Raw genomic sequence first — 24,291 nt, 5'->3', positions numbered from 1 at the left:
CCATGACGACGGCCGCGCGGCCCTCCCCCACCGGGAGGACCGCGCGGCCGTTCGTGTCTCAGGGCTCCAGCGTCACGCGGATGCCGACCGTCCCCTTCTCGCCCCGGCGCAGTCGGCTGCCCAGGAGCGTGAGACGGCCGACGACGCCGTACTTGCGGCCGATCAGCGTGCGGTAGCGGGCCACGGTCGATTCGTCGGTGATCTCGGCGTGGGCCGGGAGCTGGGCACCGGTCGGATTGCCCCGCATGTCACAGGGGCCGACGAGGACATCGCCGCGGGCCCTGACACGCTTCACCTTCCAGGAGTCGGCGACGGTCCACACACCGAGCGTGTCCCCGTCGCGGACCACCCACACCGGGGTCGCGACCGGGGTGCCGTTCTTGCGGAAACTGGTGAACAGCAGATACTTGCCCTCGCCCAGTCTCTCCAGCGGCGTTTCGTCCATGCCAGAAGTCTAGGCACCGGCGGGCGTCCGCAGCAGATCCGGACAACGGCGGGCGAGAAGACCCGCGTCTCCCGACCCTCGCCTCGGCGCCGAGCCGCCCGAGGAGCCCGCCGGGGTCACCGCAGCGCCGCCACCATCCGCCGTACGCCCTCCTCGATCACCTCGGGCGACGTCGCCAGATTCAGGCGTACATGGCCCGCCCCACCGGTGCCGAACGGGATGCCGGAGTTCAGGGCCACCCTCCCCCGCTCCAGGAAGACGTCCGCCGGGTCGTCGCCGAGGCCGAGCGCGCGGCAGTCGAGCCAGGCCAGGTAGGTGGCCTCGCTCGGGCGGTAGGTGATCGCGGGGAGGTGTCGGGCGAGCAGGTCGGCGAGCAGGCGCCGGTTGTCGTCGAGGCCGGTGAGCAGGGCGTCGAGCCAGGAGGTGCCGTCGCGCAGGGCGGCGGTGTGGGCGAGGGCGCCGACGTGGCTCGGCCCGTGGCTCACCTCCTCGGGCAGCCGGGCGAGGTCGGCGGCGGCCCCGGGGCCCGCGATCGCGAGGGCGGCCTTGAGTCCCGCCAGATTCCAGGCCTTCGAGGCGGACATCAGCGACAGGCCGCTCTCGGCGCCCGCGACGCTCAGGTACGGCACGAAGTCGACGCCCGGCGCCGTCAGCGGGGCGTGGATCTCGTCGGCGACCACCCGTACCCGATGGCGGGCGGCCAGCGCGGCGACGGCGGCCAGTTCGTCGGCGGTGTGCACGGTGCCGGTCGGGTTGTGCGGGCTGCACAGCAGGTACGCGGCCCGGCGGCCGCCCGCCACGGCCTGCCGGAAGGCCGTCTCCAGGGCACCGAGGTCGACGCGGTGGTCCGCGCCCAGCGGTGCCTCGACGATCCGCCGGTCCATGTGCTCGACGAACTGGAAGAACGGCGGATACACGGGCGGGTTGACGACCACGGAGTCCTCGTGACCGGTGACCAGCCTGAGCATCTCGACGATGCCGAGCATGACGTCGGGCACGATCGCCGTGCGCGCGACCGCCAGCCCGTCCCATCCCCACCGCTTCTCCGCGAAACCCGCGAGCGCCTCGGCGTAGGCGCTGCCCGCCGGGTAGCCGGTGTCGCCGAGCGCGAGGGCCTCGGTGACGGCGCGGACCACGGGCTCGGCGAGGGACACATCCATCTCGGCCACCCACAGCGGCAGCACATCGGCGGGATAGGTGCGCCATTTCATGCTCGTACGACATCGCAGCCGCTCCAGGGAGAGGGTGCGCAGGGGGTTGGGGGCACCGGGTGTGGCCTGCGGGTTCCTGTTCATGGGGCACAAGATAGGGGGCGGTGGGACGACGGGGGACGACATTCCTTGCGCCGTACCCTCGGCAGACGTCAACCGCTCCGTCTAGATTGCCTGTTGACACCGCCCCCGACGCACCCCCCGGCACCTCAGGAGCTGAGCCCGTGACGGAGAACCCGGCAGCCACCGAAGATCCCGCCGCGGCGCTGCGCAGACGCATCGAGACGCTGCGCCCGCACACGGCCCGGATCTGGAACTACTGGCTTGGCGGCGGGGACTACTACGAGGTCGACCGGGTGGCCGGCGACCGTATCCGCGAACTGCACCCGGGCATCGGCGAGTACGCCCGCGCCGACCGTCTCTTCCTCGGCCGCGCCGTGCGCCACCTGGTCACCGATACCGGGATACGGCAGTTTCTCGACATAGGCACGGGCCTGCCCACGGCCGACAACACCCACGAGGTCGCCCAGCGGCTGGCCCCGGAGTCCCGGGTCGTCTACGTCGACAACGACCCGCTCGTCCTCGCCCATGCGCGTGCCCTGCTGACCAGCACGCCCGAGGGCCGTACGGACCATCTGGACGAGGATCTGCGCAACGTCGACGCGCTGCTGGAGCGAGCCGCCGACACCCTGGACCTGAGCCGGCCGGTCGCGCTGCTGCTGCTCGGGGTGGTCATCTTCATCGGCGACGACGAGGACCCGTACGGGATCGTACGGCGGTTGATGGACGCCCTGCCGGCCGGCAGCCATCTGGTCCTGTCGCACACCATCACGAGCCCCGGGCTGCCCGAGGTGGACGCCGCGGTGCGGTTCTGGAACGAGCACGGGACCCCTCGGCTCACCCAGCGCTCCCCCGAGGACGTGGTGCGTTTCTTCGACGGGCTCGACCTGCTGGAGCCGGGGGTCGTCTCGTGCTCGCGCTGGCGGCCGGACCACCCCGAGGACGCCGACGAGGTGGCCATTCACGGCGGGGTGGGCCGCAAACGTTAGAAGATCGTCGGCGCGCTGAACACGGGCCGCTCCCGCCACGTATGGAATGAGGGCGCTCAACGACCGGAGTGCCCCGCGGTGTTGGACACCGCGCGTTCGGGTTCGGGAGCCATGCATGAGGCACGCACGACGACGGATCGTCCGGCGAGTGACGCGACTGGCGGCCGTCGGCGGACTGCTCCTTGGCGGTGCCATGGTGACGCAGGCCGCCATGGCGAGCGAGTCGTCCGGCACGGCGGCCCTTCCGTTCAGCTCCACACAGGGCGCCCCGGGCACCGGGGCCTCGCTCGTCTCCGAACTCGGCACGGCCCGTACGGCCGGCACCTGGCTCAACGCCCAGGGGCGTACGGTCGTGGCGGTGACCGACGCCGGGGCCGCGGCCCGGGTGAAGGCGGCGGGCGCCCAGCCGAAGATGGTCAGCCACAGCATGAACGAGCTCAAGGCGGCCACCAGCACACTCCGTGCCGCGCCCCGGGTGCCCGGAACCGCCTGGGTGATGGACTACACGACCAACCAGGTGGTGGTGCAGGCCGACACCACCGTCTCCGCCTCCGACTGGGCCGGCATGTCCAAGGTGGCGTCCGGTATCGGGAGTTATGTGCGCATGGAGCGCACCAAGGGCACCTTCACGACCCGCCTGAACGGCGCCCAGCCCATCCTGTCGACCGGCGGGCGCTGCTCGGCCGGGTTCAACGTGACCAACGGGACGACCGACTTCATCCTCACCGCCGGGCACTGCGGGCCCACCGGGTCCACCTGGTTCGCCGACAACCAGGGCAACCAGCAGCTGGGCCAGACCGTCCAGTCGAACTTCCCCGGCAATGACTTCTCCCTGGTCCAGTACGCGAGCGGGTCCGCGGGACAGGGCGCGGACATCGTCGCGATCGGCAACGGCAACGGGGTGCGGATCACGGGCGTGGGCGATCCGGCCGTCGGGGAGCGGGTGTTCCGCAGCGGCAGCACCAGTGGGCTGCACGACGGCCAGGTGAAGGGGCTCGACGCCACGGTCAACTACCCCGAGGGCACGGTGACCGGGCTGATCGAGACCAATGTGTGCGCCGAACCCGGCGACAGCGGTGGCCCGATGTTCTCCGAGGGCATCGCGCTGGGCGTCACCTCGGGCGGCAGCGGTGACTGCACCACGGGCGGCACGACGTTCTTCCAGCCGGTGACCAAGGCGATGCAGGCCCTCGGCGTCCAGCTGATCGTGTCGAGTCAGGCGGCCGCCCAGCAGGGCGCCTCGCCGTCGTCGGCGCCGTCCGCGTCGGCGACGCACAGCGCCATCGCCCCCGGCTCCACCTCCCCCGGTTCCACGGCTCCCTCGACGGGCGTCGCAGGTGAGACCCTGCTGGCCCGGCTGACCAACCCGCGGAACATCGGCCCCGGGATGCTGGTCATCGGTGGCAGCCTGATCGCGCTGGTGGCGACCCGCTGGTTCCGGGCGGAGAAGGACCGCAACGAGTACCGCCGGTACTACTCGGCGACCTGGGGGTGACCGGCCGCTTCGGCACGGCCGCGGGCCGGCGCCTCCTCCGCTCCTCCCGGGTGGTCAACCGAGCGTCAGCAGGACCGTGGCGGCCCCCGCGCCCAGCAGACCCGCCGTCTGCCGCGCGGTGATCCGTTCATGCAGCAGGGCCAGTCCGAGGACCACGGGAAGGGCCGGATAGAGCGAGGCCAGGACCACGGCGACCGCCAGCAACTGCCGCTGGGCGGCGAGGAGGTAGAGAATAAGGGCGAGGGCGGCGCCGGCCCCGACCAGCAGCGCCTGGGCGGTGAGCCTCCACGGCGGGCGCGGTGGCCGGTACCGCAGGACGGCCGGCAGCAGCAGGAGTACGGCGGCCACCCGGCCGGCGGCCACGGGCCACAGGCCGGCGGCGGGGTGGGCCAGGCCCAGGGCGACGTACTGCACGGCGACTCCGGCGCTGGCCGTCAGACCGTCCCCCGCTCCCCGAGTCCCGTCCGCGGAGCCGGCGGACACGAGCCAGAGCGCGGGCACCGTCACGACGATCCCCACCCAGGCCCAGATGTCCGGCCGGTCACCGAGGGCGAGCACCCCGCACAGCACGGACAGGGCGACACCGGTCACGGCGCTGACGGGCACGACCACGCTCATGGCGCCGCGGCTCAGGCCCCGGTTGAGGAAGGTCATGGCGAGGGCGCTGCCCGCCCCGGACAAGGCACCCCACAGGAGGTCGGAGGGATGGACGGCGTCGGCGGCGACGAGGAGTGCGGCACAGACGGCGAGAGCGAGTCCGCCGAGCTGGCCGAGGAAGGTGACGGCGGTGTAGGGGGCCCGGCGGGAGAGGATTCCGCCGGTGAAGTCGACGATGCCGTAGCAGACGGCCGAGGCCAGTGCGAGGAGGGGGCCCATCGGATCGGGGTGCCCCGGTCCCGCGCGACGATGCGCGGCGGGCCTCGGTCAGAGGTCGCTCAGGCCGCGCGCGCCGGCTCCGGGGCCGCGGCGGCCCACTCCAGGACGAGGCGCTGGTATTCCTCGCGCTGCTCGCCGCTCAGTGTCCCGCCCGACCGGAGCCACAGGGCCCTGATCTCCTCGTTGACCTCGGCTGCCGAGCGTTCGGAGACGGGTTCAACAGTGGTGGACATGATGTGAAGCATAAGGCTCCGCACGTGAAGGCAGCGTGAGTAATCAGGAATGAAACAGACATATCGGACCGTGTTACTGATCACGTCCATGTGTCAAGATCCGCCGGGGAGTTCAGCTCTCGGCCGCTCCCAGCACCAGCACCTGGATCGCCAGCACCGCGGCGCCCCGGGCCCAGTCGTGGAAGTCGGACACCTTGGTCTCCAGTTCGACCGGGGTGGCCATCGGATGCCGTTGCGCGGTGATCGTCCGCCGCACCGTGTCGCCCGCCACATCCATCAGCCCGACGCCCTCGCCGGCGAGCAGGATCTTCTGCGGCATGGCGAAGTTGGAGATCTGGGCGACCAGGATGCCCAGGGCACGCGCGGCCTCCTCGACGACGCGGGCGGGCATCGGTTCACCGGCCGCGGCGAGCGCGAGGATCTCCTCGTAGGTCCAGTCGCGGCCGGTGGCGGCGCGGATCTGGTAGCGGATGCTGGAGATCGTCAGCAGGGAGACGGCGCTGCCGCGCTCGCCCTCGGGGGTGAGCGGGCCATTGGGGTCGAGGATCCAGTGGCGGCCGAACCCGCGGTCCTCCTCGGCGCAGGAGATCCGTTTGCCGCCCAGCACCAGGCCGTAGCCGATGCCGGCGCCGATGGTGAGGACGACGAAGCGGTCCAGGCCCCGGCCGGCTCCGAACCAGGTCTCGGCCTCGACGAGGGCGGCGACGTCGTTCTCGACGACCACCGGCAGCCCGGTGCGCTCCTCGACGAGGTCGGCGAGGGGCACGTCCCGCCATTCCAGAAAGGGCGACTCCCCCACCACGGCCTGTTCCTCGACGAGCCCGCCGACGCCGATGCCGATGCCGGCGGGCCGCGGGTGGGCACGGGCCAGTTCGTCGGTCATCTCGGCGAGCAGGTCGGCGACCCGTGCCGGATCCCGGCCGGTGAGCGGGCGGTCGTGGCGGGCGACGATATCGCTGCGGAGGGTGGTGACGACGCCGTAGACCATCTCTTCGGTGATCTTGAATCCGATGAAGGAGCGGGACTCGGCGACGACGTCGAGCGGCTGGGAGGGGCGCCCCTGGCGCACCTCCGCCGGGGTGCCCGCCTCGGGGACCTCGATCAGCAGACCCGACTCGATGAGCGGTTTCGTCAGCCGGGTGAGGCTGCCCGCGGACAGGTCGAGGCGGCGGGCGAGTTCGGTGCGCGACAGCGGACCGTGGACGAGCACCTCGATCGCCACCGAGCGCTCACCGGGGCTCAGGGGAAGCCAGCTGGCCGCAACTGTGGTCATGGAGGTCAGACTCCCACATGATTTTTTACGTGATCTTCTTGAGATTTCTTCTGCCGTGAAAGCAACAGCTCGACTCTAGGGCGCTAGGGAAGCCGGAGGAAAGATATCCGCCGAGGTCTTGACGATTCGATTCTTTCGCAACAAAAGTAAGTGGCCGAGGACGAGCCGTCGGCACGCGCACAACAAGCGGGGGCGGATCAACCTGATCCGCTCCCAGTGATCTCTCCAGTGAAGGACACGCCTTACATGACGTTCTCTCTCGGCATCGTCGGCGCGGGCCAGTTCTCCGGCCAGTTCGCCACCCTGTTCCAGGCCCACCCCGGCGTCGGCGACGTCTACGTCACCGATCTGCTGCCCGAACGGGCCGAACAGCTCGCCGCAGCCCAGGGGTTGGCCGGCACCTTCCCCTCGTACCAGGCGATGCTGGAGTCGGAGGCGGTCGACGCGGTCGCCGTCTTCACCCAGCGCTGGACCCACGGCCCGCTGGTCCTGCAAGGCCTGAACGCGGGCAAGCACGTGTACTCCGCGGTCCCGATGGCGATCACCACGGACGAGATCGCCGCGATCATCGAAGCGGTCAGGGCGACCGGACTGACGTACATGATGGGCGAGACCAGCCAGTACAACCCGGCGACCGTGCACGCCCGCAACCAGATCGCCGAGGGGGCCTTCGGACGGATCTTCTACGCCGAGGGCGACTACGTCCACGACATGGATCTCGGGTTCTACGAGGCGTACCAGTACAGCGGCGGCGAGAACTGGAAGCAGACCGCCAGTTATCCCCCGCTGCTCTACCCCACGCACTCGGTGGGCGGGGTGCTCGGCGCCTGGCAGACGCACGCGGTGAGCGTGTCGGCGATCGGGGTCGTCGACGAGCGCGGGGACGGCGTCTTCGACAAGGACGTCAGCCAGTTCGGCAACGACTTCTCCAACGCGACCGCGCTCTTCGAGGTGGCGGGCGGCGGTTCGTTCCGTACGAACGAGTTCCGCAGGGTCGGCTATCCGTCCCACATACGGGAGTCGCGTTTCCGGTTCTTCGGGACCGACGCGAGCATGGAGCAGCTCGCGACGGTGGCGCTGTGGCAGGACAAGAAGGGGGTGCGGGACATCAGCGAACTGCTGGAGCCCAAGCCCACCATGTCTCCTGACGATCCGTCACTCCAGCACATCGCGCCGGAGCTCAGGGCCGCGTTCACCTCGGGCTCGGCGCCGGTGCACGACCGGGCGCGGCTGCCGCGGGAGTTCGACAATCTGCACAACGGACACGAGGGCAGCCACCACTTCCTCGTCGACGACTTCGTGACCGCCGTGAACACCCGGTCGCTGCCGTCGGTGAACGCGTGGGTGGCCGCCCGCTACACCCTGCCGGGCATCGTCGCGCACGAGTCGGCGCGGCAGGGTGGGGTACGGCTGGAGATCCCGGACTTCGGGGACGCTCCGCAGTAGGCGGGACGCCTGGCCGGGTACCTGCTCAGGTGCCCGGCTTGCGGCCGTAGACGAAGACGTCGTCGCCGGTCTTCAGCAGGTCCCAGTACTTCTTGGCGGTGGTGGGGGTCATGTTGACGCAGCCGTGGGAGCCCGGCGGGTTCCACATGCTGAGGTTGACGGAGTGGAAGGCCTGGCCGCCGTCGAAGAACTGGCTGTAGGGCATGGGCACGTTGTAGATGTTCGAGACGTGGTTCTTGTCCCGCCAGTAGATCTTCTTCAGCCCGGTGCGGGTGACATACCCCTTGCGGCCGGTGCGGACCGGGACAGGGCCGTAGACGAGCTTGTTGCCGTCCTGGATCCAGCTGAGCTGGAGGGTGAGGTTCACACAGGCGATACGGCCCTTGTTCGTCGGGCACTTGCCGTCCTTGTTGGGGTTGCTCCCGACGGCCTTCTGCTTGTTCATGAGATCCATCACGCCCCAGGTGACCGACCCGGCGTAGCCGATGTTCGGCGTGATGCCGTGCTTGGTCTGGAACGCCTTGATGGCCTTGCAGTCACCGGCGGACTGCTTGCCGTCGACGGTCAGGCCGAGGAACTTCTCGACCTGCTTCTGGTAGGGCCCGGTGCTCGTGGTGCAGCTCGTGGACGCCTGCGCGGACCCGGCGCCCAGTGCGAGTGTGAGCGGCGCCACCAGTCCGGTGATGCCCAGAACGACGGCTCCCCGTCTGCGTATGTCCCCCATGGCCGACCTCGCCTTTCGCGCTCGTTGCTCGTCTGTGGTGCGATCTCTGCCAGGTAGACAGGTGTCCGGCGCGATCGGTTGTAGGCCCGAGGACGCTACGACCAAACGGTGACATTCGCAGTGCGGCACGTCACAGTGCGCCGGTTGTCACGGTGCGCGCCGTCAGGTGCCGCGGTGTGGTCGGGTCACGGCGTTGAACCCGGTGTGGACCGCGGTCAGCCCGCCGTCGACGGTGAGCGCGGTGCCGGTGATCCAGGCAGCGTCGCGGGAGGCGAGGAAGGCGACGGCGGCGGCGATGTCCTCCGGCTCACCGACGCGGCCCAGCGGGTAGAGCGGGGTCAGCGCCGCGAGGTCGGCCTCTCGCCCCTCCCATGCCGAGGTGCGGACGGTTCCGGGGACGACCAGGTTGACGCGGACTCCGCGAGGCGCCGCGTGGCCGGCGAGGGTCCGGGTGAGGGAGACCAGTCCGGCCTTGGCGGCGCTGTAGGCCTGGTTGCCGAAGTCCTGGAAGCCGTTGACGGAGCCGATGCTCACGATGGCGCCTCTGCCGGAGGCGACCAGGTGCGGCAGCGCGGCCCGGCAGCAGCGGTAGGTTCCGGTGAGGGTGATGTCGAGGTCCCGGGCCCAGGCCTCGTCCGGGCCGTCCTCGAAGAGCGAGGTGTCGGGGGTGCAGCTCGCGGCGCTGTTGACCAGGACGTCGAGCGTGCCGAAGGCGTCGACCGCGTGGGCGACGGCCGCCTCCACCATGGCCCTGTCGCCCACGTCACAGGCCAACGCCTCGACGGCGAGCCCCTGTTCACGCAGCGCGGTCGCCGTCGTCGCGGCCTCGCGCGGGTCGACGTCGGTGAGCAGGACCCGGGCGCCTTCTTCGGCCAGCCGCCGGGCGGTGGCGGCACCGATGCCGCGGGCGCCGCCGGTGACGAGGACTCCGTACCCCTCGAAGCGCTGTGTGTCAGCCATGGGCCGACGCTACTCCCCCGAAGATCCATACGGCAGGTAGCGTGCGCCCATGTCCGCGTTCGTGCAGCAACTCCCCGCGCTGATAGGTGTCGTGATCGGTGCGCTCGGTTCGTATCTGGCGGTGGTCCGGGGTGACCGGGCCCGTTTCCGACGGGAGCGAGCGGTCCGGTGGGAGGAGCGTCGGTTCGCGGTGTACGCGGACTGGGCGCAGGCCCTCAAGCAGCAGGTGGCGCTCAACTACCGGTTGGCGGCGCACTTCGGCAACGATCCGCACCCGCACCCGCTGTCCCCGCAGGAGGCGGAACCGCTGCTGACCGAGGCACAGACCATGAGGGAGCCGCACGGGGAGGCGCTCATCCTGCTCGGCAGCCCGGAGGTCGTGGAGAAGGGGCGGGCGTGGATCGTCACGGTGCTGGAGATGGAGCGGTTCCTGCGGGCGGAGGCACGGGACCCCGAGGCCTGGCAGGCCCTGCTGGAGCGGCAGCGCGCCGGCCGCGACGGCTACTACACGGCCGTACGGGATGATCTGGCGCTCCCGCCGGGGCACTCGGCGAGATGGCCGCTGACGCCCGGCCCGCGCCCCTAGAGTCCTGCCGTGTCTCCGGTTCACCGGTAGCCGGTGACATCCGCCGGTTTCCCCGCGTCCTGGACCTCGACCAGGTAGCGCCAGGCGTCGGGGCGGCTGCCGTCCAGGTCGGTGAAGCCGTAGACCTGGGCGAGGCCGCCGCTGGAGAGGGACTCGCCGTTCCGGCGGGAGACGTCCGGGTCGGCGGCCAGCGCGGCGACGGCGCGGCCGACGTAGCGGGGTGTCTCGGAGATGGCGAAGTGGGGCACGCGGGTGAGGGCGTCACGCCAGTTGTCCTCGCGGACCCCGAACTGGTCGAGCATGATCTCCGAGCGCAGCCAGCCCGGTGTCAGGGCGACGGCGGTCGCACCGCGCGGGCCCAGTTCATGGGCGAGGGCGAAGGCCATGCGCAGCACGGACGCCTTGGCGAGGTCGTAGAAGAAGGAGACCCGGTAGGTGTCGCGGTTGTAGTCGGCGGTGCCGTCGGTGACCTCGACGGCCAGGCCGCCGGGGTGGCGCAGCACCAGGGGCAGGGCGTGGTGGCTGGTGATCGCGTGTGTCTCTACGGCGAGACGGAGCAGCCTGAGCCCGTCGTCGAGGTCGTGCTCCCAGACCGGGGTGTCCCAGGCGAAGAGGTGCTCGCCGCCCCAGATGTCGTTGACGAGGAGGTCGAGACGGCCCTGCTCGTCGTCGACGCGCTCGACCAGGGCGCGGACCTGGGCGGGATCGAGGTGGTCGGTCGGTACGGCGATCCCGTGGCCGCCGGCCTCGGTGACCAGGTCGGCGGTGTCCTCGACGGTCTCGGGGCGGTCGTACTCGGAGCGCCGGGCGCGGGTGCTGCGCCCGGTGACGTAGACGGTGGCGCCGGCCGCACCGAGTTCCACGGCGATCCCGCGTCCCGCCCCCCGTGTCGCCCCGGCGACCAGCGCGACCTTGCCTTCGAGCCGTTGTGGCATGTCCGACCTCCCGTTGCACTCGATGTCGCTTCGAGCATGGACGGGAAGCCGGACAACCTCTGTCGTGTTTTCTCCGGATCAGCCGATCGCGCCGAGTTTCTCGTCCAGGGCGTCGAAGTCGGCCAGGAACCAGACGTGGCCCCGCTGGTTCGTCTCGTGGACGAAGTCGCGCAGGGCCGTGCTCGCGGTGACATGCGGCGCGATGTCCCCGAACACGGCGAGCCGCACCCGGTAGTTCACGAACTTCTGCATGATCGCGCCCGCGACTCCCGAGCCGAGCCGGAAGAACTCGGAACCGACCCGTTCGGCGGGCACGGCGACGATCTGCGCGTCGCGGCCCATCGCGTCGCCGATGAGGTCGAGCGCCGCCCGCTCACCGTCCAGGGGCGGGCCGTCGGGGGCGCAGCGCAGCACCTGCACACCACGCAGTGCCACGATGTCGTCAGTGACCACGGGCGATCCATTCCTCCAGGTGCGGGGCCTCCGCGCCGATCGTGGTCGGGTCGCCGTGGCCGGTGAGCACCTTGGTCTCGGGCGGCAGGGTGAGCAGCCGGTCGCGGATGGAGCTGATGATCGTCGGGAAGTGGGAGTACGACCGTCCGGTGGCGCCGGGGCCGCCCTGGAAGAGGGTGTCTCCGGTGAAGACGGCGCCGAGGCCGGGGTCGTGGAGGCAGACGGCGCCGGGTGCGTGTCCCGGGGTGTGCAGGACGGTGAGGTCGGCTCCGGCGGCCTCGATGACCTGGCCGTCGGCCAGATGGGCGTCGGGGTCGCGATCGGGGTGGGTCTGCTTCCACAGCGGCAGGTCGTCGGGGTGGAGCCAGATGGTGGCGCCGGTGCGGTCGGCGAGTTCGGGCGCGGCATCGATGTGGTCGTTGTGGGCGTGGGTGCAGATGACGGCCGTCAGGCGCCGGTCGCCGACCGCCCGCACGATGGCGTCGGCGTCATGGGCGGCGTCGATGACGATCACCTCGTGGTCGTCGCCGACGAGCCACACGTTGTTGTCGACGTCCCAGGTGCCGCCGTCGAGGCTGAACTGCCCGGAGGTGACGAGGCGTTCGATACGGGCGCTCATCACAGCACCACCACCGAGCGCAGGACGTCGCCGTGGTGCATCCGCTCGAAGGCCTTCTCGACATCGGTGAGTTCGATGGTCTCGGTCACGAACGCGCCGAGGTCCAGACGGCCTTGCAGATGCAGGTCGATCAGCATCGGGAAGTCACGGGAGGGCAGACAGTCCCCGTACCAGGACGACTTGAGCGCTCCCCCGCGGCCGAAGACGTCCAGCAGGGGCAGTTCCAGCTTCATCTCCGGGGTCGGGACACCCACCAGCACCACCGTGCCCGCGAGGTCGCGGGCGTAGAAGGCCTGGTGGTACGTCTCCGGGCGGCCCACCGCCTCGATCACCACGTCGGCCCCGAAGCCGCCGGTCAGCTCACGGACCGCCTCGACCGGGTCGTTCTCCCGGGAGTTGACCGTGTGGGTGGCGCCCATCGAGCGGGCGGTGGCGAGCTTGCGGTCGTCGATGTCCACCGCGATGATCTTCGCCGCCCCGGCCAGCCGGGAACCGGCGATCGCCGCGTCGCCCACCCCGCCGCAGCCGATGACCGCGACCGTGTCCCCCCGGCCCACGTTCCCGGTGTTGATCGCGGCACCGATACCCGCCATCACCCCGCAGCCCAGCAGCCCGGCCACCTCCGGCGCCACCGCCGGGTCGACCTTGGTGCACTGGCCCGCCGCCACCAGGGTCTTCTCCGCGAAGGCCCCGATACCCAGCGCGGGTGACAGCTCGGTGCCGTCGGTCAGCGTCATCTTCTGTCCGGCGTTGTGGGTGTTGAAGCAGTACCAGGGCCGTCCACGCAGACACGCGCGGCATTGGCCGCACACCGCACGCCAGTTGAGGATCACGAAGTCACCGGGGGTCACGTCCGTGACGCCCGCGCCCACCGATTCGACGACTCCCGCGGCCTCGTGGCCCAGCAGGAACGGGAAGTCGTCGTTGATGCCGCCCTGCTTGTAGTGGAGATCGGTGTGGCAGACCCCGCAGGCGTGGATCCTCACCACCGCCTCCCCGGGGCCGGGGTCGGGCACGACGATCGTCTCCACCCGGACCGGCTCACCCTTGCCCGGTGCGATCACGCCGCGAACTTCCTGCGCCATGGTGTTGAACCCTTTCGTCGGCCCGTGTTCGTCCCCTCGACCCTATGGGTGACTGATCGGTAACGGCACGGTGACCTGCCCTGCGCTCATCGCAGGAAGTCGCGCACGGCCCGGGCGAGGGCCTGCTCGCCGGTCGCGTCCGGCTCCCCGAGGGCGAGCAGCCGGTGCGGCACGTGCACCAGGGTCTCGGCGACCTGGCGGGCCGAGGTGCCGGGCTCTCCCGGCTCGACCAGCACCACGTCGGCGTGGTCCGCGGCGAGGACGGGGGTGCGCAGGCCGATCTCGTCGTAGGGCCTGATGGTGGCGCCGTAGAGGATGGTCAGGTCGAGGCCTGTGGTGGCGCTCAGGACGGGGTCGGGGGTGGCGCCGACGGCGAGGACGACCCCTTCGCGGCCCTGCCGTACGAGGGTGAAGCCCTCGGTGGCGTCCCGTGGTTCGGCGTTGGAGCGGTCGGTCACATGGACATAGGTCCGGTCGCCGCGACGGACGGCGTCCAGGATCACCCGGCGGACCTCGGCGGGATGGCCGGGCACCTGGACGCGCCAGCGGGGGTCGGCGGCGAACCTGGCCAGTTCCCGCGCGGCTCCGTAACCGACGAGGAGGGCGCCGGCCGCCCGCGACTCGGGGACGGTTCCGGCGACGGCCGCCAGCATCTCGGATTGCGTGAAAGGGCCTCCTGGGGGCGGAAATTCTTTGAACCCGGGAAGAAAACGCTGGATCTGCGGCCACCGCGCCTGCCCCTGCTCTCCGACACCACCGCCGGGCCGGTCAAAGCGGAGGCCGCCTCCCCCGAGGCGTGGGTCCGGGCGATGCGCGCACCGGTCCGGTTCGCGGACGCGGTCGCGCGGATGCACCGCGACGGCGTCACCGCCTACCTCGAACTCGGTCCCGGCGAGGTCCTGACCGGCATGCTCGACGGCTGTCTGCCCGCCCGCGCCGTCCGGCCGCTCACACTGTCCATGGCCCGGGACCGGCAGGCCCCGCGGACGGCGGCCGACGTAGCCTGAATGCTCCGTACGTCTCCCGAGGAGCGCCGTGAGCATCGCAGACACCGAGACCGCGCCACCCGCCTGGCGGCTGCTCCTCGGCTACGTACGCCCGCACCGCTGGGCCCTGCTGTCCGGGGCCCTGCTGTCGCTGCTCACGGGGGCGGCGGGGCTGCTGCTGCCGCTGGTGGCGCGGGGGTTGATCGACGACCTGTCCCACGACCGCGCCATCACGGGCGCGTTGCTGGCCATGTCGGGGCTCGTGATCGCCAACGCGGCGCTGGGCGGGCTCGGTTCGTATGTGCTGCGGCGCACCGCGGAGTCGGTGGTGCTCGGCGCACGGCGGGCGCTGTCGTCGTATCTGCTGAGACTGCGCATCACGGCCGTCGACCGCAGCGAGCCCGGCGATCTGATGGCCCGGATCACCTCGGACACCACGCTTCTGCGCGAGGTCACCACGGACTCCCTGGTCGGTCTGGGGACGGGCGGGCTCACCCTGCTCGCGACCATGGTGATGATGGGACTGGTGGACCCGGTGCTGCTCGGGGTCACCCTGGCGGTGATCCTCGGGGCGGGTACGGTGCTCGGGGTGATCGTGCCGCGCATCAACCGGGCCAGCCGGCGGGCACAGGACGCGGTCGGGGTGATGGGGGCCTCGCTGGAGCGGATCCTCGGGGCGCTGCGTACGGTGAAGGCGTCCGGCGCCGAGCACCGGGAGGAGCGGACGCTGCACGAGGCCGCCGAGGAGTCGTGGCGGCAGAGCGTACGGGCGGCCAAGTGGTCTGCGGCGGCGGGCAATACGGCCGGCCTCGCGATGCAGATCGCCTTCATCACCGTGCTCGCGGTGGGCGGGGCACGGGTCGCGACCGGTGCCATCGCGGTCGGCACGCTGGTGGCGTTCCTGCTGTACGTGTTCTATCTGATGTCCCCGATCCAGCAGGTGGTCGGCGCGATCACGCAGTACCAGACGGGCTCCGCCGCGCTGGCCCGTATCCAGGAGGCGCTGAGCCTGCCCTCCGAACCCCGGGCCCTGCCCGCCCCGTTGCCGTCCCCGGGTGCCGAACCGGCCGCGCTGGACTTCGACGAGGTCCGTTTCCGGTACGCAGAGGATCTGCCGTACGTCCACCACGGGGTGACCTTCTCCGTGCCCGCGCGGGGCATGACGGCGTTCGTCGGCCCGTCCGGCGCGGGCAAGACGACCGTCTTCTCGCTCATCGAGCGGTTCTACGACCCCGAGTCGGGGACGATCGCCCTGGACGGCCGCGATCTCGACGACTGGGAACTGCCCCGGCTCCGGTCGGCGATCGGCTATGTGGAACAGGACGCGCCGGTCCTGTCGGGCTCACTGCGGGACAACCTGCTGCTGGGGAACCCGGACGCCGACGAGGGCGCGATCACCCGTGTGCTGAAGACGACCCGCCTGGACGGTCTGGTCGCCCGGCTGCCCCAGGGGCTGGAGACCCTGGTGGGCCATCGCGGCACCAAGCTCTCCGGCGGCGAACGCCAACGGGTCGCCATCGCCCGCGCGTTGCTCCGCCGCCCCCGCCTCCTGCTGCTCGACGAGGCGACCTCGCAGCTCGACGCGGTGAACGAGGCGGCGTTGCGCGACACCGTCGCGGACGTCGCGCGTACGACGACGGTGCTGGTCGTGGCGCACCGGCTGTCCACGGTGACGATGGCGGACCGGATCGTGGTCATGGACGCGGGCCGGGTACGCGCCGTGGGCACCCACCGCGAACTCGTCGCCACCGACCCGCTGTACGCGGAACTCGCGGCCACGCAGTTCCTGGCGACGGCCGGATGACGGGGAACGCGCGGAACACGCAGCTCCCGGCCCGCGTCCGGCCGGCGTGACGTCGGCCGCCTGCCCCCTCCCGGGGACAGCGCCGAGGGCCGCCCGGTCGGGGCGGCCCTCGGTGGTGACGTGGCCTACTCGAAGGCTCCGAGCAGCGGGTACAGGGGCGCGGCGACGTCGGTGACCTGGTGGAGCTGGTTCAGGTCGTTCAGCCGGTTCAGCTGCTGCAGCTGGGCGGACGGCCGCGGCATCTCGGCCTTGTGCGCCTCCGGCAGGTCACTCACCGTGAGGGAGTCGAGCGTGGTGATCGGGTTGATCCTGCCCTCGCCCGGGGCAGCCGCGGTGGCTGCGTCCGCCATCGGTGCGGCGAGGCCGGTGAGGCCCGCGGCGAGACCAACGGCGGCGACGATACGTCGTGTTGAGATCATGCCTTCAGCAACGCCACCGGGCACCCGCCGGACACGGGCACGCGGCTCCGCTCACCCGTCAGGCTCATCCCCGCGGCTGCGCTTGCCGAGCCTGCCGGGTCGGAGGAGTCTCGAAGGTGACGAAGGAGGTCACCATGGGCACTGCGGCACGCCCCGCCTTCGACACCGACACCCTGCGCCGGGGCATCGAAGGACAAACTGCGGAGACACTGCTTTCTCTCTACGCGGACGACGCCGAGGTACGACTCGTCAACCGCAACGCCACGCCCAGTCACCCCAAGGTCCTGCACGGCCGTGACGAGATCGGCGAGATGCTCACCGATGTCTACAGCCGCGACATGACGCACAAACTGGAGGGATGTGTGGTCCAGGGCGACAACGCGGCCTACAGCGAGTCCTGCCGGTACCCGGACGGGATGCGTGTCCTGTCCGAGTCGATGCTCACTCTGCGCGACGGCAAGATCTCGCAGCAGATCATCATCGAGGCATGGGACGAGTAGGAGGGAGAACCGGGAGGGTCCAGGTCACCTCTAGGCTGACCTGGACCTTCTCGGCCCGCCTCGGCCGGACTCGGCAGTCACGACCAGCTTCCGCAGCAGGTCGGCGAGTGTCCGTCGCTCTGCTTCGGTCAGTACTGAGAGCAGTGCGGTCTCGTCCGCTTCCTCCGACTCCGCCTGCTGTTCGAAGGCGGCATGTCCTGCGTCGGTGAGCCGGACCAGGACACGCCTGCGGTCGGCGTGCTCGTGCGTCCGGCTGATCAGCCCCGCCTCCTCCAGCGGACCCAGCCGCGCCGACAGCGCACCCCGGGTCAGTCCGAGGAGGTCGGCCAGGTGCGAGGGGCTCGTGCCGTACGGCGGCCCGAGGCGGCGCAGGGTCAGCAGCACCTTGTACTGCCAGTGCCGCAGCCCGTCGGCGTCCAGCGTCGCGCGGCGGGTCTGTGAGGCGTGCCGGGCCAGGATGTGCAGCCGCATGAAGATCTGCTCCTTGACCGGATCCATCCAGTCGAGCTCCTTCGACCACACCTCGACGTGCCGGTCGACCGAGTCCTCCATTGACCGTCTCCCGCGATAGTTTTCTTGTGGATAGTTTTTTGCCTGACTACTTTCCCCTGCCATGACGAACACCACGACCGCAACGGTCGAATTCGACGAACTCCTGGCCGCGGCACGTGAGTTGTCACTGGCGGGAAGGTGGGACCGGGCACTGCGCCTGCTGGACGCGACGACGGCCGCCGGGCCCGCTAGCGCCCGCGGGCGTCTCGCCCGGGCCGCCGCCGAGGTCGCCCTGGAGAGCGACTGGTTCCGCAGGACGGACCTCGCCACGGATCGCCTCGCCGCCGCCGGGAAGGTGTCCGACGACGCCGACTGGGACCTGGGCTTCACCCGTCTGAAGCACGACTACTACGGGCTGCTGCGCGGTGACGGGCGGGTGCGGTTCGGCCCCGGGGGCCGGGACCCCGAGGCCCTCAGGAGCCTGCGCGACCGAGCGCACGCGCTGCGCGACCGCGCCCCGGACCAGGCGCGCGGCGGCTGGGCCGAGATGTACACCGGGCTGATCACCGACAACCTCTTCGCGGAGCGCACCACCGCCCGCACCCACTACGAGGCGGCCCTGCGGGCCGGCGAGTCGGCCGGTGACGATCCGCTGGTCCGTGAGGCGCTGCGGCATCTCGGCGACCAGGACCACGACGGGGGTGACCACCAGGCCGCCCTGGACCGCTGGCGCCGCGCCACGGAGGTGGGCGCCCGGGCGGGCGCCGTCCCCGGCACGCTCGCGCAGCAGATGCTCCTCGCGGTGCTGACCCGGGACGCCGGTGACGAGGCCGGGGCGAGGGCACGGGCCGAGGAGGTCGCCCGCTGGGCCGGGGCCCTCGGCGCCGAGCACATCCGGGCACAGGCCACCGGGTTCCTCGCGGGGGTCGATCCGACGGCGCCCGCGCGGGAGAGCGGGTCCAGGTCCTCGTAGCGCCCCGGGTTAGGCTGAGGGCGGGCCGTGACTGGCGCTGAGGTGGAGTACCACCGGGGAGCGGCCCCGCAGAGTCGATGCCGTGCGCCTGGGCGATCCGGTCACACCAGCCCAGGAGTGGATCATGACTCAGGCCCGGCTCATGGACGGCACCGCGCTTGCGAGGCGCATCGTGGAGGACACCGCCAAGCGCGCCACCGATCTCACCGGGCGCACCGGCAGCGCGCCCTGTCTCGCGACCGTGCTGGTCGGCGAGGACCCCGCCTCCGTCACCTACGTGCGGATGAAGCAGAACCGCTGCCGCAAGGCCGGCATCGAGTCCCGGCACGTGGCGCTGCCCGCCGCCACGACCACCGGGGAACTCGTGCGAGAACTCCGGCAGTTGTCGGAGGACCCCGGTGTGCACGGCATCCTCCTCCAGCACCCGATGGGCGAACACATCGACGAGCGGGCCGCGTTCGAGGCGATCGCCCCCGAGAAGGACGTCGACGGCGTCACCTTCGCCTCGTTCGCGACGATGAGCTTCGGGCTGCCGGGCTTCGTGTCGTGCACGCCCGGCGGAATCCTGCGGCTGCTCGACGAGTACGACGTCGACCCGTCCGGCAGGCGGGCCGTGGTCGTGGGCCGCAGCGCCATCCTCGGCAAGCCGGTCGGCATGCTCCTGCTCGCCCGGGACGCGACGGTGACGTACTGCCACTCCCGCACCCGGGACCTGTCCTCGGTGGTGCGCGAGGCGGACATCGTGGTCGCCGCGGTGGGGCGGCCCCGTCTGATCCGGGGCGAGGACATCAAGCCCGGCGCCGTGGTGGTCGACGCCGGGTACAACCCGGGCAACGTCGGCGACGTCGACTTCGACTCCGCCGTCGAGCGCGCCTCGCTCATCACTCCGGTGCCGGGCGGCGTCGGTCCGATGACGATCGCCACACTCCTGGAGCAGACCGTCGCCGCCGCCGCCCGGCAGCTCGGGGTGTGATCAGCGCATCCACCAGCGGGCGGGTGCGGCGCCGCCTGCCGGCCTGCTGGCTGTCGGCGGGCGCCGCGGTCGGGTCGTACTGCTGATCGGGTGGGTCTGGTCGAAGTGGGAGAGCAGGTTCGTCATCGACGGCGAGTTGCCGTAACGGATGATGTCGGTGCTGGTCCGCCGCATCGGGGCCTGGCCCGGCGCCCAGTTCCAGGGGTTCTGCTTGCCCCAGTTGCAGAGGGAGAGGGTCAGCGGACGGCCCGTGGTGGCCGCGGCCTTCGCGACGGCGTCGCTGATCGACCGGTAGGTCGTGGCCGCGTCGAGGCCCTCGGCGTCACCGCCGCACCAGTCGACCTTGACGAAGTCGAAGCCCGGTGTTGTCGACGGTGATGTTGCCGGCGCTGTCGCGGGTGCCCTGGCCGCCGGCAGGCCCGCGGCCACGAAGGCGTCGACCTGTTGCTTGATGACGCTGTAGTCGATCTTGGCGGCGAAGCTGTTCCAGGACGCCCAGCCCATGGGCGCGGTGGGGACGGGTATCTGACGGGTCGCCGCCACCTGGGCCGGGGTCGGCGCCGCGAGGACGAGGGCGGCGACCGCCGTGAGGGCGAGGGCGAGGCCCCCGACGGAACGAAGTCAACGGATGTGACAGGCGTGAAGTCGCCTTCCCCCACGGGTCGTTCTCGCCCGCGGAGCGACCCGGCGCCATACTGGCCGTCGTGCGCGTAGCGATCATGACGGCGGGTTCCCGGGGTGACGTGGCCCCCTACACCGGACTCGGACACGGGCTCGCCCGTGCCGGGCACGAGGTCACCCTGGTCACGCACGCCCGGTTCGAGCCCCTGGTGGCGGGGTCGGGGGTGCGGTTCCGTCCGCTGCCGGTGGACCCCCGGGCCGAGCTGGAGTCCTCGCGGGGGCGCGGCCTGCACCGCAGCACGACCGGCGTGGGCAAACTGATGCGGGTGTCCGCGATGGCGCGGGCGCTGGTGGGGCGGATGACGGACGACCTCGTGGCGGCCGCCCGGTCGAGCGACATACTGCTGCTGTCCGGGTCGGTGGGACCGCTCGGCCACACCATCGCCGAGGGCCTGTCCCTGCCGTATCTGGACGTCCCCCTCCAACCACTCGCCCCCACGCGGGAGTTCGGCCCTCCCTTGCTGGGCGTGCGTTCACTGGGGGCGCTGGCCAACCGGGTCGCCGGGCACGGAGTGGGACTGGCGGTGGAGCAGGTCTTCGCCGGAGCGATGCCCGGGGTACGGGAGCAGCTGGGCATGCCGCCCGTGCGGACCGCCGCCGCCTGGCGCGCCCGGGAGCGGCAGCGGCGGCCGGTACTGTACGGCTTCAGCTCGCTGGTGGTGCCACGGCCCGCCGACTGGCGGCCCGGCCTGGAGGTGACCGGCTACTGGTGGCCGTACGACACCGACATCCAACTCCCGTCGCGGCTACGGGACTTCCTCGACGCGGGACCGCCCCCCGTCTACGTCGGCCTGGGCAGCGCGACCGTGCCCGACCCCGCGCGCCTCAGCGCCGTGGTCGTCCGGGCTCTGCGCCGGGCGGGCCTGCGCGGGGTGATCCAGCGCGGCTGGGCGGATCTGGAGGTGTCCGGTGACGACATGCTGACCATCGACGAGGTGCCGCACTCCGTCCTCTTCCCCCGCACGGCCGCGGTCGTCCACCACGCCGGCGCGGGCACCACCGCGGCGGGCGTACGCGCCGGCGTTCCCTCCGTGCCGGTCCCGATCCAGTTCGACGAGGGCTTCTGGGCCGCACGCCTGGTGCGCCTGGGCGTGGCGCCCCGGGCACTTCCCCTGCGCCGCCTCACGACCGACACCCTGGCCTCGGCCCTCATGCGGGCCACCCGCGATCCGGCCTTCGGGCGCCGCGCGACGGAGCTGGGGGCGCGGGTACGGGCGGAGGACGGAGTGGCCCGGGTGCTGGCCGCGGTGGATCGACTGGGCGGGTAGAAGGGCCTCGGGGCGAGACCAGCTGCGGGTGGCGGTTGGCGGCTGGCGGGTGGCGGCTGGCGGCTGGCGGCTGGCGGCTGGCGGCTGGCGGGTGTATCCGGGCAGACCTCTACAGACGCGACAGCCCTCCCCTGTTCCGGCGCCCAGCTCCCCGGCGCCCGGCTTCCCCCTCCCCGGCGCCCGGCCTCCCCGTCACCGGCGGCCCGCGCAGCGTCAGCCGATGGGCCTCACCGTCGGCCGCCGGGCCTCAGCCACCCCCGGCGCCCCGCCGCACCCACCCCGGCGGCCGCAGAATCCCCAGCAGCTGCTGGACCAGCTCTTCCACCACCTCGTCCAGAGTGGCGTCCACCCACCCGGCGCTCCAGTCGTGCAGGAGCCCGTTCACGCTGCCGATGAAGGCCGCCGCGGCGAGGCGGTAGTCGCGCGGGGCCGCCTCTCCTCGGGCCGCCGCCTCCGCGGCCTCCGCGCAGATGAGGTCCACCCAGCGGGCGCGACGGGCCAGCCGCTGTTCCTCCAGACGGGGGCTGACGCCGATGATCTCGACGAAGGTGATCCGGATCCGGCGTGGATCGCTGGTGACATTGGCGGCGTAGGCGCGGAAGATCGCGGTCACCCGCTCGTCCAGCGGAAGGCCCCGCGACTCGGCGAAGACGGCCAGCACCGCTTCCTCGGCCCAGTCGTTGACCTGGAGGTGGAGGGCCGCCAGCACATCCTCGAGGGTGCGGAACTCCTCGTAGAACTGCCTGGTCGACAGGCCCGCGGCCTCACTCAGCGCCGCGACGGTCGTGGCCCGGTAGCCGGGCTCGCCGCCGAACAGCTCCAGCGCGGCGTCCAGGAATCTCCTGCGCCGCTCGGCCTGCCGCTCGGCGGCGGTCTTGCCGCCGTACCGCCCGGTCGGCGCCTTGAGCCTGCCCGTCACTGAACCTCCCTCGTCGCCCCCTCACCAATTTTGTCGTGTACGCAGTCTTGTGGAGAAGGGCGCCCCTTCCTTACTTTCCAGTAAGTAACAGTCTGAACGCGTCTGTTTTCAGATTCCTTGCCCGCTTCCCCATCCCCACAGAGGAGAGAGCACTCATGCCTGCCTCCAGAACCAGGCACCTTTGCTCGGTAGCCGCCGCCCTCGTCCTGACCGTCTCCGCGACCGCCACTGCCGCGAGCGCCGCCGCGGACTCCTCCGCCGCCCTGCGCGAGGTGCTGTTCGTCGGCAACAACTGGGACGGCACCGCCACCGTCCTGAAGTCCTCCGGGGACTTCGCCAAGGTCGGTGAGATCAATGTCGTCCCCGACAAGGCGGCACGGATCGCCGAGATCAACGCCGACCCGATCAAGTGGATCTACTACACGGCGATCCGCAACGAGGTCGGACAGGGCCACGACCAGTACGTCGACGACATGTACTCCACCCCGGACGGCAAGTCCGTGGTCGTCTCCCGCCCGAGCTTCGCCGACGTCGTCTCCATCGACCTGGCCACCGACAAGATCAACTGGCGTTTCCCGGTGGCCGGTTACCGCGCCGACCACATGGCCGTCTCCCCCGACGGCACCAGGGTCGCGGTGTCCGCCTCCACCGCCAACAAGGTGCAGGTCCTGGACATCAACACCGGCAAGGAACTGGGCGAGTTCGACACCGGTGACAAGCCCCACGAGAACGTCTTCACCAACGGCGGCAAGTACATCTGGAACATGGCGATCGGCGAGGTCACCACCTCCCTGGACGACCCGTCGTGGGACTGGACCAAGGGCGACCGGCACATCACCGTCGTCGACGCCACGACGTACAAGACCGTCAAGACGATCGACATGCGCGACCGGCTCGACGCGATCGGCCTGAAGGACTTCTCCGACGCCGTGCGGCCCGCCGCCTTCACTCCGGACTGGTCGAAGATGTACTTCCAGGTGTCGTTCTTCAACGGCTTCCTGGAGTACGACATCGCCTCCGACAAGATCACCCGGGTGAAGACCCTGCCGGCGAACCCGGCGACCAGCACCGACCGCACCACCTGGCTGCTGGACTCGCGCCACCACGGCATCTCGATGAGCCCCGACGGCACCAAGCTGTGCGTCGCCGGGACGATGGACAACTACGCCACGGTCGTCGACCGCGCCACCCTCCAGGAAGGGCCGCTCGTCACCGCGTCGACCCCGTACTGGGCGACCGTGAGCGGCGACGGCAAGGACTGCATCATCTCCGAGAGCGGCGCCGACCAGGTCACCGCGATCGACTTCGCGACCGGACAGAAGGTCACGTCCGTGCCCGTGGGCGACCACCCGCAGCGGGTACGGCTCGGACATGTGCCGGCCGACTGGACCGGTTCGTCGGCGAGTTGACGTACCGTCAGTAAACGGTGGGGGCGGGCTGTCGTCCGTCCCCACCGACCCATGCCCGTCGATGCGGTAGAGGCTCGGCCGCATGATCCCGCCGCTCCCCAGATGCCGTCGGCCCTCCGGCCCCCCGCACGGCGAAGCTGGGAGCGTGCCCATGACCGGCCCCCCTTCAGCGACCATCCGCCCGCCGGGAACCAGCCGCCTGCCGGCGGCTCGGTGTTCGCCCAGGTGGCCCGGGTCGCCCGGATCGGCCGCGTCGCCCGGGTCGTCGCCCCGCAGCCGCAGGTCGGCAGGGTGACCGGGATCGCCGGTGCGACGGGCGGGCTAGGCGGGTTCGTGCCGCCGCTGGTGCTGGGCGCGGTGAACAGCGCCGGGAACTCCTACCCCATCGGCTTCATGCTGCTGTCCGACCTCGCCCTCACCCAGTGCGGGTACGCCGACGGCCGGATGTACGACGCGGGCCGCGACTCCGGCGCGCGG

At 71.4% G+C, this 24,291-nt stretch carries 26 protein-coding genes, 2 pseudogenes and 1 riboswitch; of the genes and pseudogenes, 12 read left to right on the top strand and 16 right to left on the bottom strand.

Annotated elements, in window-relative coordinates:
- Positions 1 to 58: 58 nt before the first annotated feature.
- Positions 59 to 445 carry a PPOX class F420-dependent oxidoreductase gene (locus ABZT17_RS27195; RefSeq protein ID WP_356352274.1) on the bottom strand — a complete coding sequence of 129 codons (387 nt, stop codon included), beginning with the start codon at positions 443 to 445 and terminating at the stop codon, positions 59 to 61.
- Between the two features lie 116 nt (positions 446 to 561).
- Positions 562 to 1,740, bottom strand: coding sequence for an aminotransferase class I/II-fold pyridoxal phosphate-dependent enzyme (locus tag ABZT17_RS27190; protein ID WP_356352272.1), 1,179 nt, complete (start codon positions 1,738 to 1,740; stop codon positions 562 to 564).
- Between the two features lie 140 nt (positions 1,741 to 1,880).
- On the opposite strand from ABZT17_RS27190, the gene ABZT17_RS27185 reads away from it, so the two are divergent.
- Together ABZT17_RS27185 and ABZT17_RS27180 are read left to right on the top strand one after the other, a co-directional pair.
- A complete protein-coding gene (locus ABZT17_RS27185; protein WP_356352270.1) occupies positions 1,881 to 2,705 on the top strand; it encodes an SAM-dependent methyltransferase in 825 nt (274 codons plus the stop codon).
- Between the two features lie 115 nt (positions 2,706 to 2,820).
- On the top strand, positions 2,821 to 4,200 hold the full coding sequence (locus ABZT17_RS27180; RefSeq protein WP_356352268.1) for a S1 family peptidase: 1,380 nt from the start codon (positions 2,821 to 2,823) through the stop codon (positions 4,198 to 4,200).
- Positions 4,201 to 4,254: 54 nt separating this feature from the next.
- On the opposite strand, the gene ABZT17_RS27175 is transcribed toward ABZT17_RS27180, so the two are convergent.
- The 3 genes from ABZT17_RS27175 to ABZT17_RS27165 form a co-directional block, all read right to left on the bottom strand.
- Entirely contained in the window at positions 4,255 to 5,076 is an 822-nt protein-coding gene (locus ABZT17_RS27175) for a DMT family transporter (RefSeq protein ID WP_356352266.1), read from the bottom strand.
- A 59-nt stretch (positions 5,077 to 5,135) separates the two neighbouring features.
- Positions 5,136 to 5,321, bottom strand: a complete 186-nt coding sequence (locus ABZT17_RS27170) for a hypothetical protein (RefSeq protein WP_356352265.1) — start codon at positions 5,319 to 5,321, stop codon at positions 5,136 to 5,138.
- A 100-nt stretch (positions 5,322 to 5,421) separates the two neighbouring features.
- Positions 5,422 to 6,582, bottom strand: a complete 1,161-nt coding sequence (locus tag ABZT17_RS27165; protein ID WP_356352263.1) for an ROK family transcriptional regulator — start codon at positions 6,580 to 6,582, stop codon at positions 5,422 to 5,424.
- A 246-nt stretch (positions 6,583 to 6,828) separates the two neighbouring features.
- On the opposite strand from ABZT17_RS27165, the gene ABZT17_RS27160 reads away from it, so the two are divergent.
- On the top strand, positions 6,829 to 8,028 hold the full coding sequence (locus tag ABZT17_RS27160; RefSeq protein ID WP_356352261.1) for a Gfo/Idh/MocA family oxidoreductase: 1,200 nt from the start codon (positions 6,829 to 6,831) through the stop codon (positions 8,026 to 8,028).
- 25 nt (positions 8,029 to 8,053) lie between these two features.
- On the opposite strand, the gene ABZT17_RS27155 is transcribed toward ABZT17_RS27160, so the two are convergent.
- A complete protein-coding gene (locus tag ABZT17_RS27155) occupies positions 8,054 to 8,752 on the bottom strand; it encodes a L,D-transpeptidase (RefSeq protein ID WP_356352258.1) in 699 nt (232 codons plus the stop codon).
- Between the two features lie 162 nt (positions 8,753 to 8,914).
- Positions 8,915 to 9,712, bottom strand: coding sequence for an SDR family NAD(P)-dependent oxidoreductase (locus ABZT17_RS27150; protein ID WP_356352257.1), 798 nt, complete (start codon positions 9,710 to 9,712; stop codon positions 8,915 to 8,917).
- Positions 9,713 to 9,761: 49 nt separating this feature from the next.
- On the opposite strand from ABZT17_RS27150, the gene ABZT17_RS27145 reads away from it, so the two are divergent.
- Positions 9,762 to 10,298, top strand: coding sequence for a hypothetical protein (locus ABZT17_RS27145; protein WP_356352255.1), 537 nt, complete (start codon positions 9,762 to 9,764; stop codon positions 10,296 to 10,298).
- Positions 10,299 to 10,318: 20 nt separating this feature from the next.
- On the opposite strand, the gene ABZT17_RS27140 is transcribed toward ABZT17_RS27145, so the two are convergent.
- The 5 genes from ABZT17_RS27140 to ABZT17_RS27120 form a co-directional block, all read right to left on the bottom strand.
- Positions 10,319 to 11,233 (bottom strand): SDR family oxidoreductase, encoded by a 915-nt coding sequence (locus ABZT17_RS27140; protein WP_356352253.1) that lies wholly within the window; start codon positions 11,231 to 11,233, stop codon positions 10,319 to 10,321.
- A 78-nt stretch (positions 11,234 to 11,311) separates the two neighbouring features.
- Positions 11,312 to 11,686, bottom strand: coding sequence for a DUF4180 domain-containing protein (locus ABZT17_RS27135; RefSeq protein WP_356352251.1), 375 nt, complete (start codon positions 11,684 to 11,686; stop codon positions 11,312 to 11,314).
- The gene (locus ABZT17_RS27130) at positions 11,676 to 12,305 is read right to left on the bottom strand and encodes an MBL fold metallo-hydrolase (protein ID WP_356352249.1); all 630 of its coding nucleotides are present in this window, start codon (positions 12,303 to 12,305) and stop codon (positions 11,676 to 11,678) included. Before ABZT17_RS27130 ends, ABZT17_RS27135 begins: the two co-directional genes overlap by 11 nt.
- Positions 12,305 to 13,390: an S-(hydroxymethyl)mycothiol dehydrogenase gene (locus ABZT17_RS27125; protein WP_356352248.1), complete on the bottom strand. Its 1,086-nt coding sequence runs from the start codon at positions 13,388 to 13,390 to the stop codon at positions 12,305 to 12,307. Before ABZT17_RS27125 ends, ABZT17_RS27130 begins: the two co-directional genes overlap by 1 nt.
- 86 nt (positions 13,391 to 13,476) lie before the next feature.
- Positions 13,477 to 14,043 (bottom strand): transketolase, encoded by a 567-nt coding sequence (locus tag ABZT17_RS27120; RefSeq protein WP_356352246.1) that lies wholly within the window; start codon positions 14,041 to 14,043, stop codon positions 13,477 to 13,479.
- 6 nt (positions 14,044 to 14,049) lie between these two features.
- Between ABZT17_RS27120 and ABZT17_RS27115 the strand changes: the two genes are divergently transcribed.
- Entirely contained in the window at positions 14,050 to 14,397 is a 348-nt protein-coding gene (locus ABZT17_RS27115) for a hypothetical protein (protein WP_356352244.1), read from the top strand.
- A gap of 28 nt (positions 14,398 to 14,425) precedes the next feature.
- Positions 14,426 to 16,180 carry an ABC transporter ATP-binding protein gene (locus ABZT17_RS27110; protein WP_356352242.1) on the top strand — a complete coding sequence of 585 codons (1,755 nt, stop codon included), beginning with the start codon at positions 14,426 to 14,428 and terminating at the stop codon, positions 16,178 to 16,180.
- A 125-nt stretch (positions 16,181 to 16,305) separates the two neighbouring features.
- Here the strand turns inward: ABZT17_RS27110 and ABZT17_RS27105 are convergent, their stop codons facing one another.
- Positions 16,306 to 16,599, bottom strand: a complete 294-nt coding sequence (locus tag ABZT17_RS27105) for a hypothetical protein (protein ID WP_356352240.1) — start codon at positions 16,597 to 16,599, stop codon at positions 16,306 to 16,308.
- A gap of 134 nt (positions 16,600 to 16,733) precedes the next feature.
- Here ABZT17_RS27105 and ABZT17_RS27100 point away from each other — a divergent pair, with 134 nt between their 5' ends.
- Complete coding sequence (locus ABZT17_RS27100; protein ID WP_356352238.1) at positions 16,734 to 17,099, top strand: nuclear transport factor 2 family protein; 366 nt, start codon at positions 16,734 to 16,736, stop codon at positions 17,097 to 17,099.
- A gap of 30 nt (positions 17,100 to 17,129) precedes the next feature.
- Here the strand turns inward: ABZT17_RS27100 and ABZT17_RS27095 are convergent, their stop codons facing one another.
- Positions 17,130 to 17,651, bottom strand: a complete 522-nt coding sequence (locus tag ABZT17_RS27095; RefSeq protein WP_356352236.1) for a MarR family transcriptional regulator — start codon at positions 17,649 to 17,651, stop codon at positions 17,130 to 17,132.
- Between the two features lie 61 nt (positions 17,652 to 17,712).
- Here ABZT17_RS27095 and ABZT17_RS27090 point away from each other — a divergent pair, with 61 nt between their 5' ends.
- Both ABZT17_RS27090 and ABZT17_RS27085 read left to right on the top strand, forming a co-directional pair.
- Entirely contained in the window at positions 17,713 to 18,564 is an 852-nt protein-coding gene (locus tag ABZT17_RS27090; protein WP_356352234.1) for a hypothetical protein, read from the top strand.
- 17 nt (positions 18,565 to 18,581) lie between these two features.
- A riboswitch (ZMP/ZTP riboswitch) is annotated at positions 18,582 to 18,665 on the top strand.
- 23 nt (positions 18,666 to 18,688) lie between these two features.
- Complete coding sequence (locus tag ABZT17_RS27085) at positions 18,689 to 19,537, top strand: bifunctional 5,10-methylenetetrahydrofolate dehydrogenase/5,10-methenyltetrahydrofolate cyclohydrolase (RefSeq protein ID WP_356352232.1); 849 nt, start codon at positions 18,689 to 18,691, stop codon at positions 19,535 to 19,537.
- 81 nt (positions 19,538 to 19,618) lie between these two features.
- Here the strand turns inward: ABZT17_RS27085 and ABZT17_RS27080 are convergent.
- A pseudogene (locus ABZT17_RS27080) lies at positions 19,619 to 20,086 on the bottom strand (hypothetical protein); the annotation flags it as partial.
- 170 nt (positions 20,087 to 20,256) lie between these two features.
- Here ABZT17_RS27080 and ABZT17_RS27075 point away from each other — a divergent pair.
- Positions 20,257 to 21,486: a glycosyltransferase gene (locus tag ABZT17_RS27075; protein ID WP_356352307.1), complete on the top strand. Its 1,230-nt coding sequence runs from the start codon at positions 20,257 to 20,259 to the stop codon at positions 21,484 to 21,486.
- Between the two features lie 247 nt (positions 21,487 to 21,733).
- Here the strand turns inward: ABZT17_RS27075 and ABZT17_RS27070 are convergent, their stop codons facing one another.
- The gene (locus tag ABZT17_RS27070; protein ID WP_356352230.1) at positions 21,734 to 22,405 is read right to left on the bottom strand and encodes a TetR/AcrR family transcriptional regulator; all 672 of its coding nucleotides are present in this window, start codon (positions 22,403 to 22,405) and stop codon (positions 21,734 to 21,736) included.
- A gap of 155 nt (positions 22,406 to 22,560) precedes the next feature.
- Between ABZT17_RS27070 and ABZT17_RS27065 the strand changes: the two genes are divergently transcribed.
- Together ABZT17_RS27065 and ABZT17_RS27060 are read left to right on the top strand one after the other, a co-directional pair.
- Positions 22,561 to 23,814, top strand: coding sequence for a YncE family protein (locus tag ABZT17_RS27065; RefSeq protein ID WP_356352228.1), 1,254 nt, complete (start codon positions 22,561 to 22,563; stop codon positions 23,812 to 23,814).
- A 264-nt stretch (positions 23,815 to 24,078) separates the two neighbouring features.
- Positions 24,079 to 24,279, top strand: a pseudogene (locus tag ABZT17_RS27060) (MFS transporter); the annotation flags it as partial.
- Positions 24,280 to 24,291 lie beyond the last annotated feature (12 nt).

This window comes from Streptomyces sp. NPDC005648 (assembly GCF_040605395.1).
In the GTDB taxonomy this organism is placed as follows: domain Bacteria; phylum Actinomycetota; class Actinomycetes; order Streptomycetales; family Streptomycetaceae; genus Streptomyces.
Note: the sequence above shows the minus strand (reverse complement) of the source record. Positions and strands in the feature narration are given on the sequence as shown.

Bases quoted from the DNA above. Each gene is read 5' to 3' on its own strand.
- ABZT17_RS27195 (WP_356352274.1), bottom strand. From the start codon at position 445: ATGGACGAAACGCCGCTGGAGAGACTGGGCGAGGGCAAGTATCTGCTG.
- ABZT17_RS27190 (WP_356352272.1), bottom strand. From the start codon at position 1,740: ATGAACAGGAACCCGCAGGCCACACCCGGTGCCCCCAACCCCCTGCGC.
- ABZT17_RS27180 (WP_356352268.1), top strand. From the start codon at position 2,821: ATGAGGCACGCACGACGACGGATCGTCCGGCGAGTGACGCGACTGGCG.
- ABZT17_RS27175 (WP_356352266.1), bottom strand. From the start codon at position 5,076: ATGGGCCCCCTCCTCGCACTGGCCTCGGCCGTCTGCTACGGCATCGTC.
- ABZT17_RS27170 (WP_356352265.1), bottom strand. From the start codon at position 5,321: ATGCTTCACATCATGTCCACCACTGTTGAACCCGTCTCCGAACGCTCG.
- ABZT17_RS27165 (WP_356352263.1), bottom strand. From the start codon at position 6,582: ATGACCACAGTTGCGGCCAGCTGGCTTCCCCTGAGCCCCGGTGAGCGC.
- ABZT17_RS27160 (WP_356352261.1), top strand. From the start codon at position 6,829: ATGACGTTCTCTCTCGGCATCGTCGGCGCGGGCCAGTTCTCCGGCCAG.
- ABZT17_RS27155 (WP_356352258.1), bottom strand. From the start codon at position 8,752: ATGGGGGACATACGCAGACGGGGAGCCGTCGTTCTGGGCATCACCGGA.
- ABZT17_RS27150 (WP_356352257.1), bottom strand. From the start codon at position 9,712: ATGGCTGACACACAGCGCTTCGAGGGGTACGGAGTCCTCGTCACCGGC.
- ABZT17_RS27145 (WP_356352255.1), top strand. From the start codon at position 9,762: ATGTCCGCGTTCGTGCAGCAACTCCCCGCGCTGATAGGTGTCGTGATC.
- ABZT17_RS27140 (WP_356352253.1), bottom strand. From the start codon at position 11,233: ATGCCACAACGGCTCGAAGGCAAGGTCGCGCTGGTCGCCGGGGCGACA.
- ABZT17_RS27130 (WP_356352249.1), bottom strand. From the start codon at position 12,305: ATGAGCGCCCGTATCGAACGCCTCGTCACCTCCGGGCAGTTCAGCCTC.
- ABZT17_RS27125 (WP_356352248.1), bottom strand. From the start codon at position 13,390: ATGGCGCAGGAAGTTCGCGGCGTGATCGCACCGGGCAAGGGTGAGCCG.
- ABZT17_RS27120 (WP_356352246.1), bottom strand. From the start codon at position 14,043: ATGCTGGCGGCCGTCGCCGGAACCGTCCCCGAGTCGCGGGCGGCCGGC.
- ABZT17_RS27105 (WP_356352240.1), bottom strand. From the start codon at position 16,599: ATGATCTCAACACGACGTATCGTCGCCGCCGTTGGTCTCGCCGCGGGC.
- ABZT17_RS27100 (WP_356352238.1), top strand. From the start codon at position 16,734: ATGGGCACTGCGGCACGCCCCGCCTTCGACACCGACACCCTGCGCCGG.
- ABZT17_RS27095 (WP_356352236.1), bottom strand. From the start codon at position 17,651: ATGGAGGACTCGGTCGACCGGCACGTCGAGGTGTGGTCGAAGGAGCTC.
- ABZT17_RS27090 (WP_356352234.1), top strand. From the start codon at position 17,713: ATGACGAACACCACGACCGCAACGGTCGAATTCGACGAACTCCTGGCC.
- ABZT17_RS27085 (WP_356352232.1), top strand. From the start codon at position 18,689: ATGACTCAGGCCCGGCTCATGGACGGCACCGCGCTTGCGAGGCGCATC.
- ABZT17_RS27075 (WP_356352307.1), top strand. From the start codon at position 20,257: ATGACGGCGGGTTCCCGGGGTGACGTGGCCCCCTACACCGGACTCGGA.
- ABZT17_RS27065 (WP_356352228.1), top strand. From the start codon at position 22,561: ATGCCTGCCTCCAGAACCAGGCACCTTTGCTCGGTAGCCGCCGCCCTC.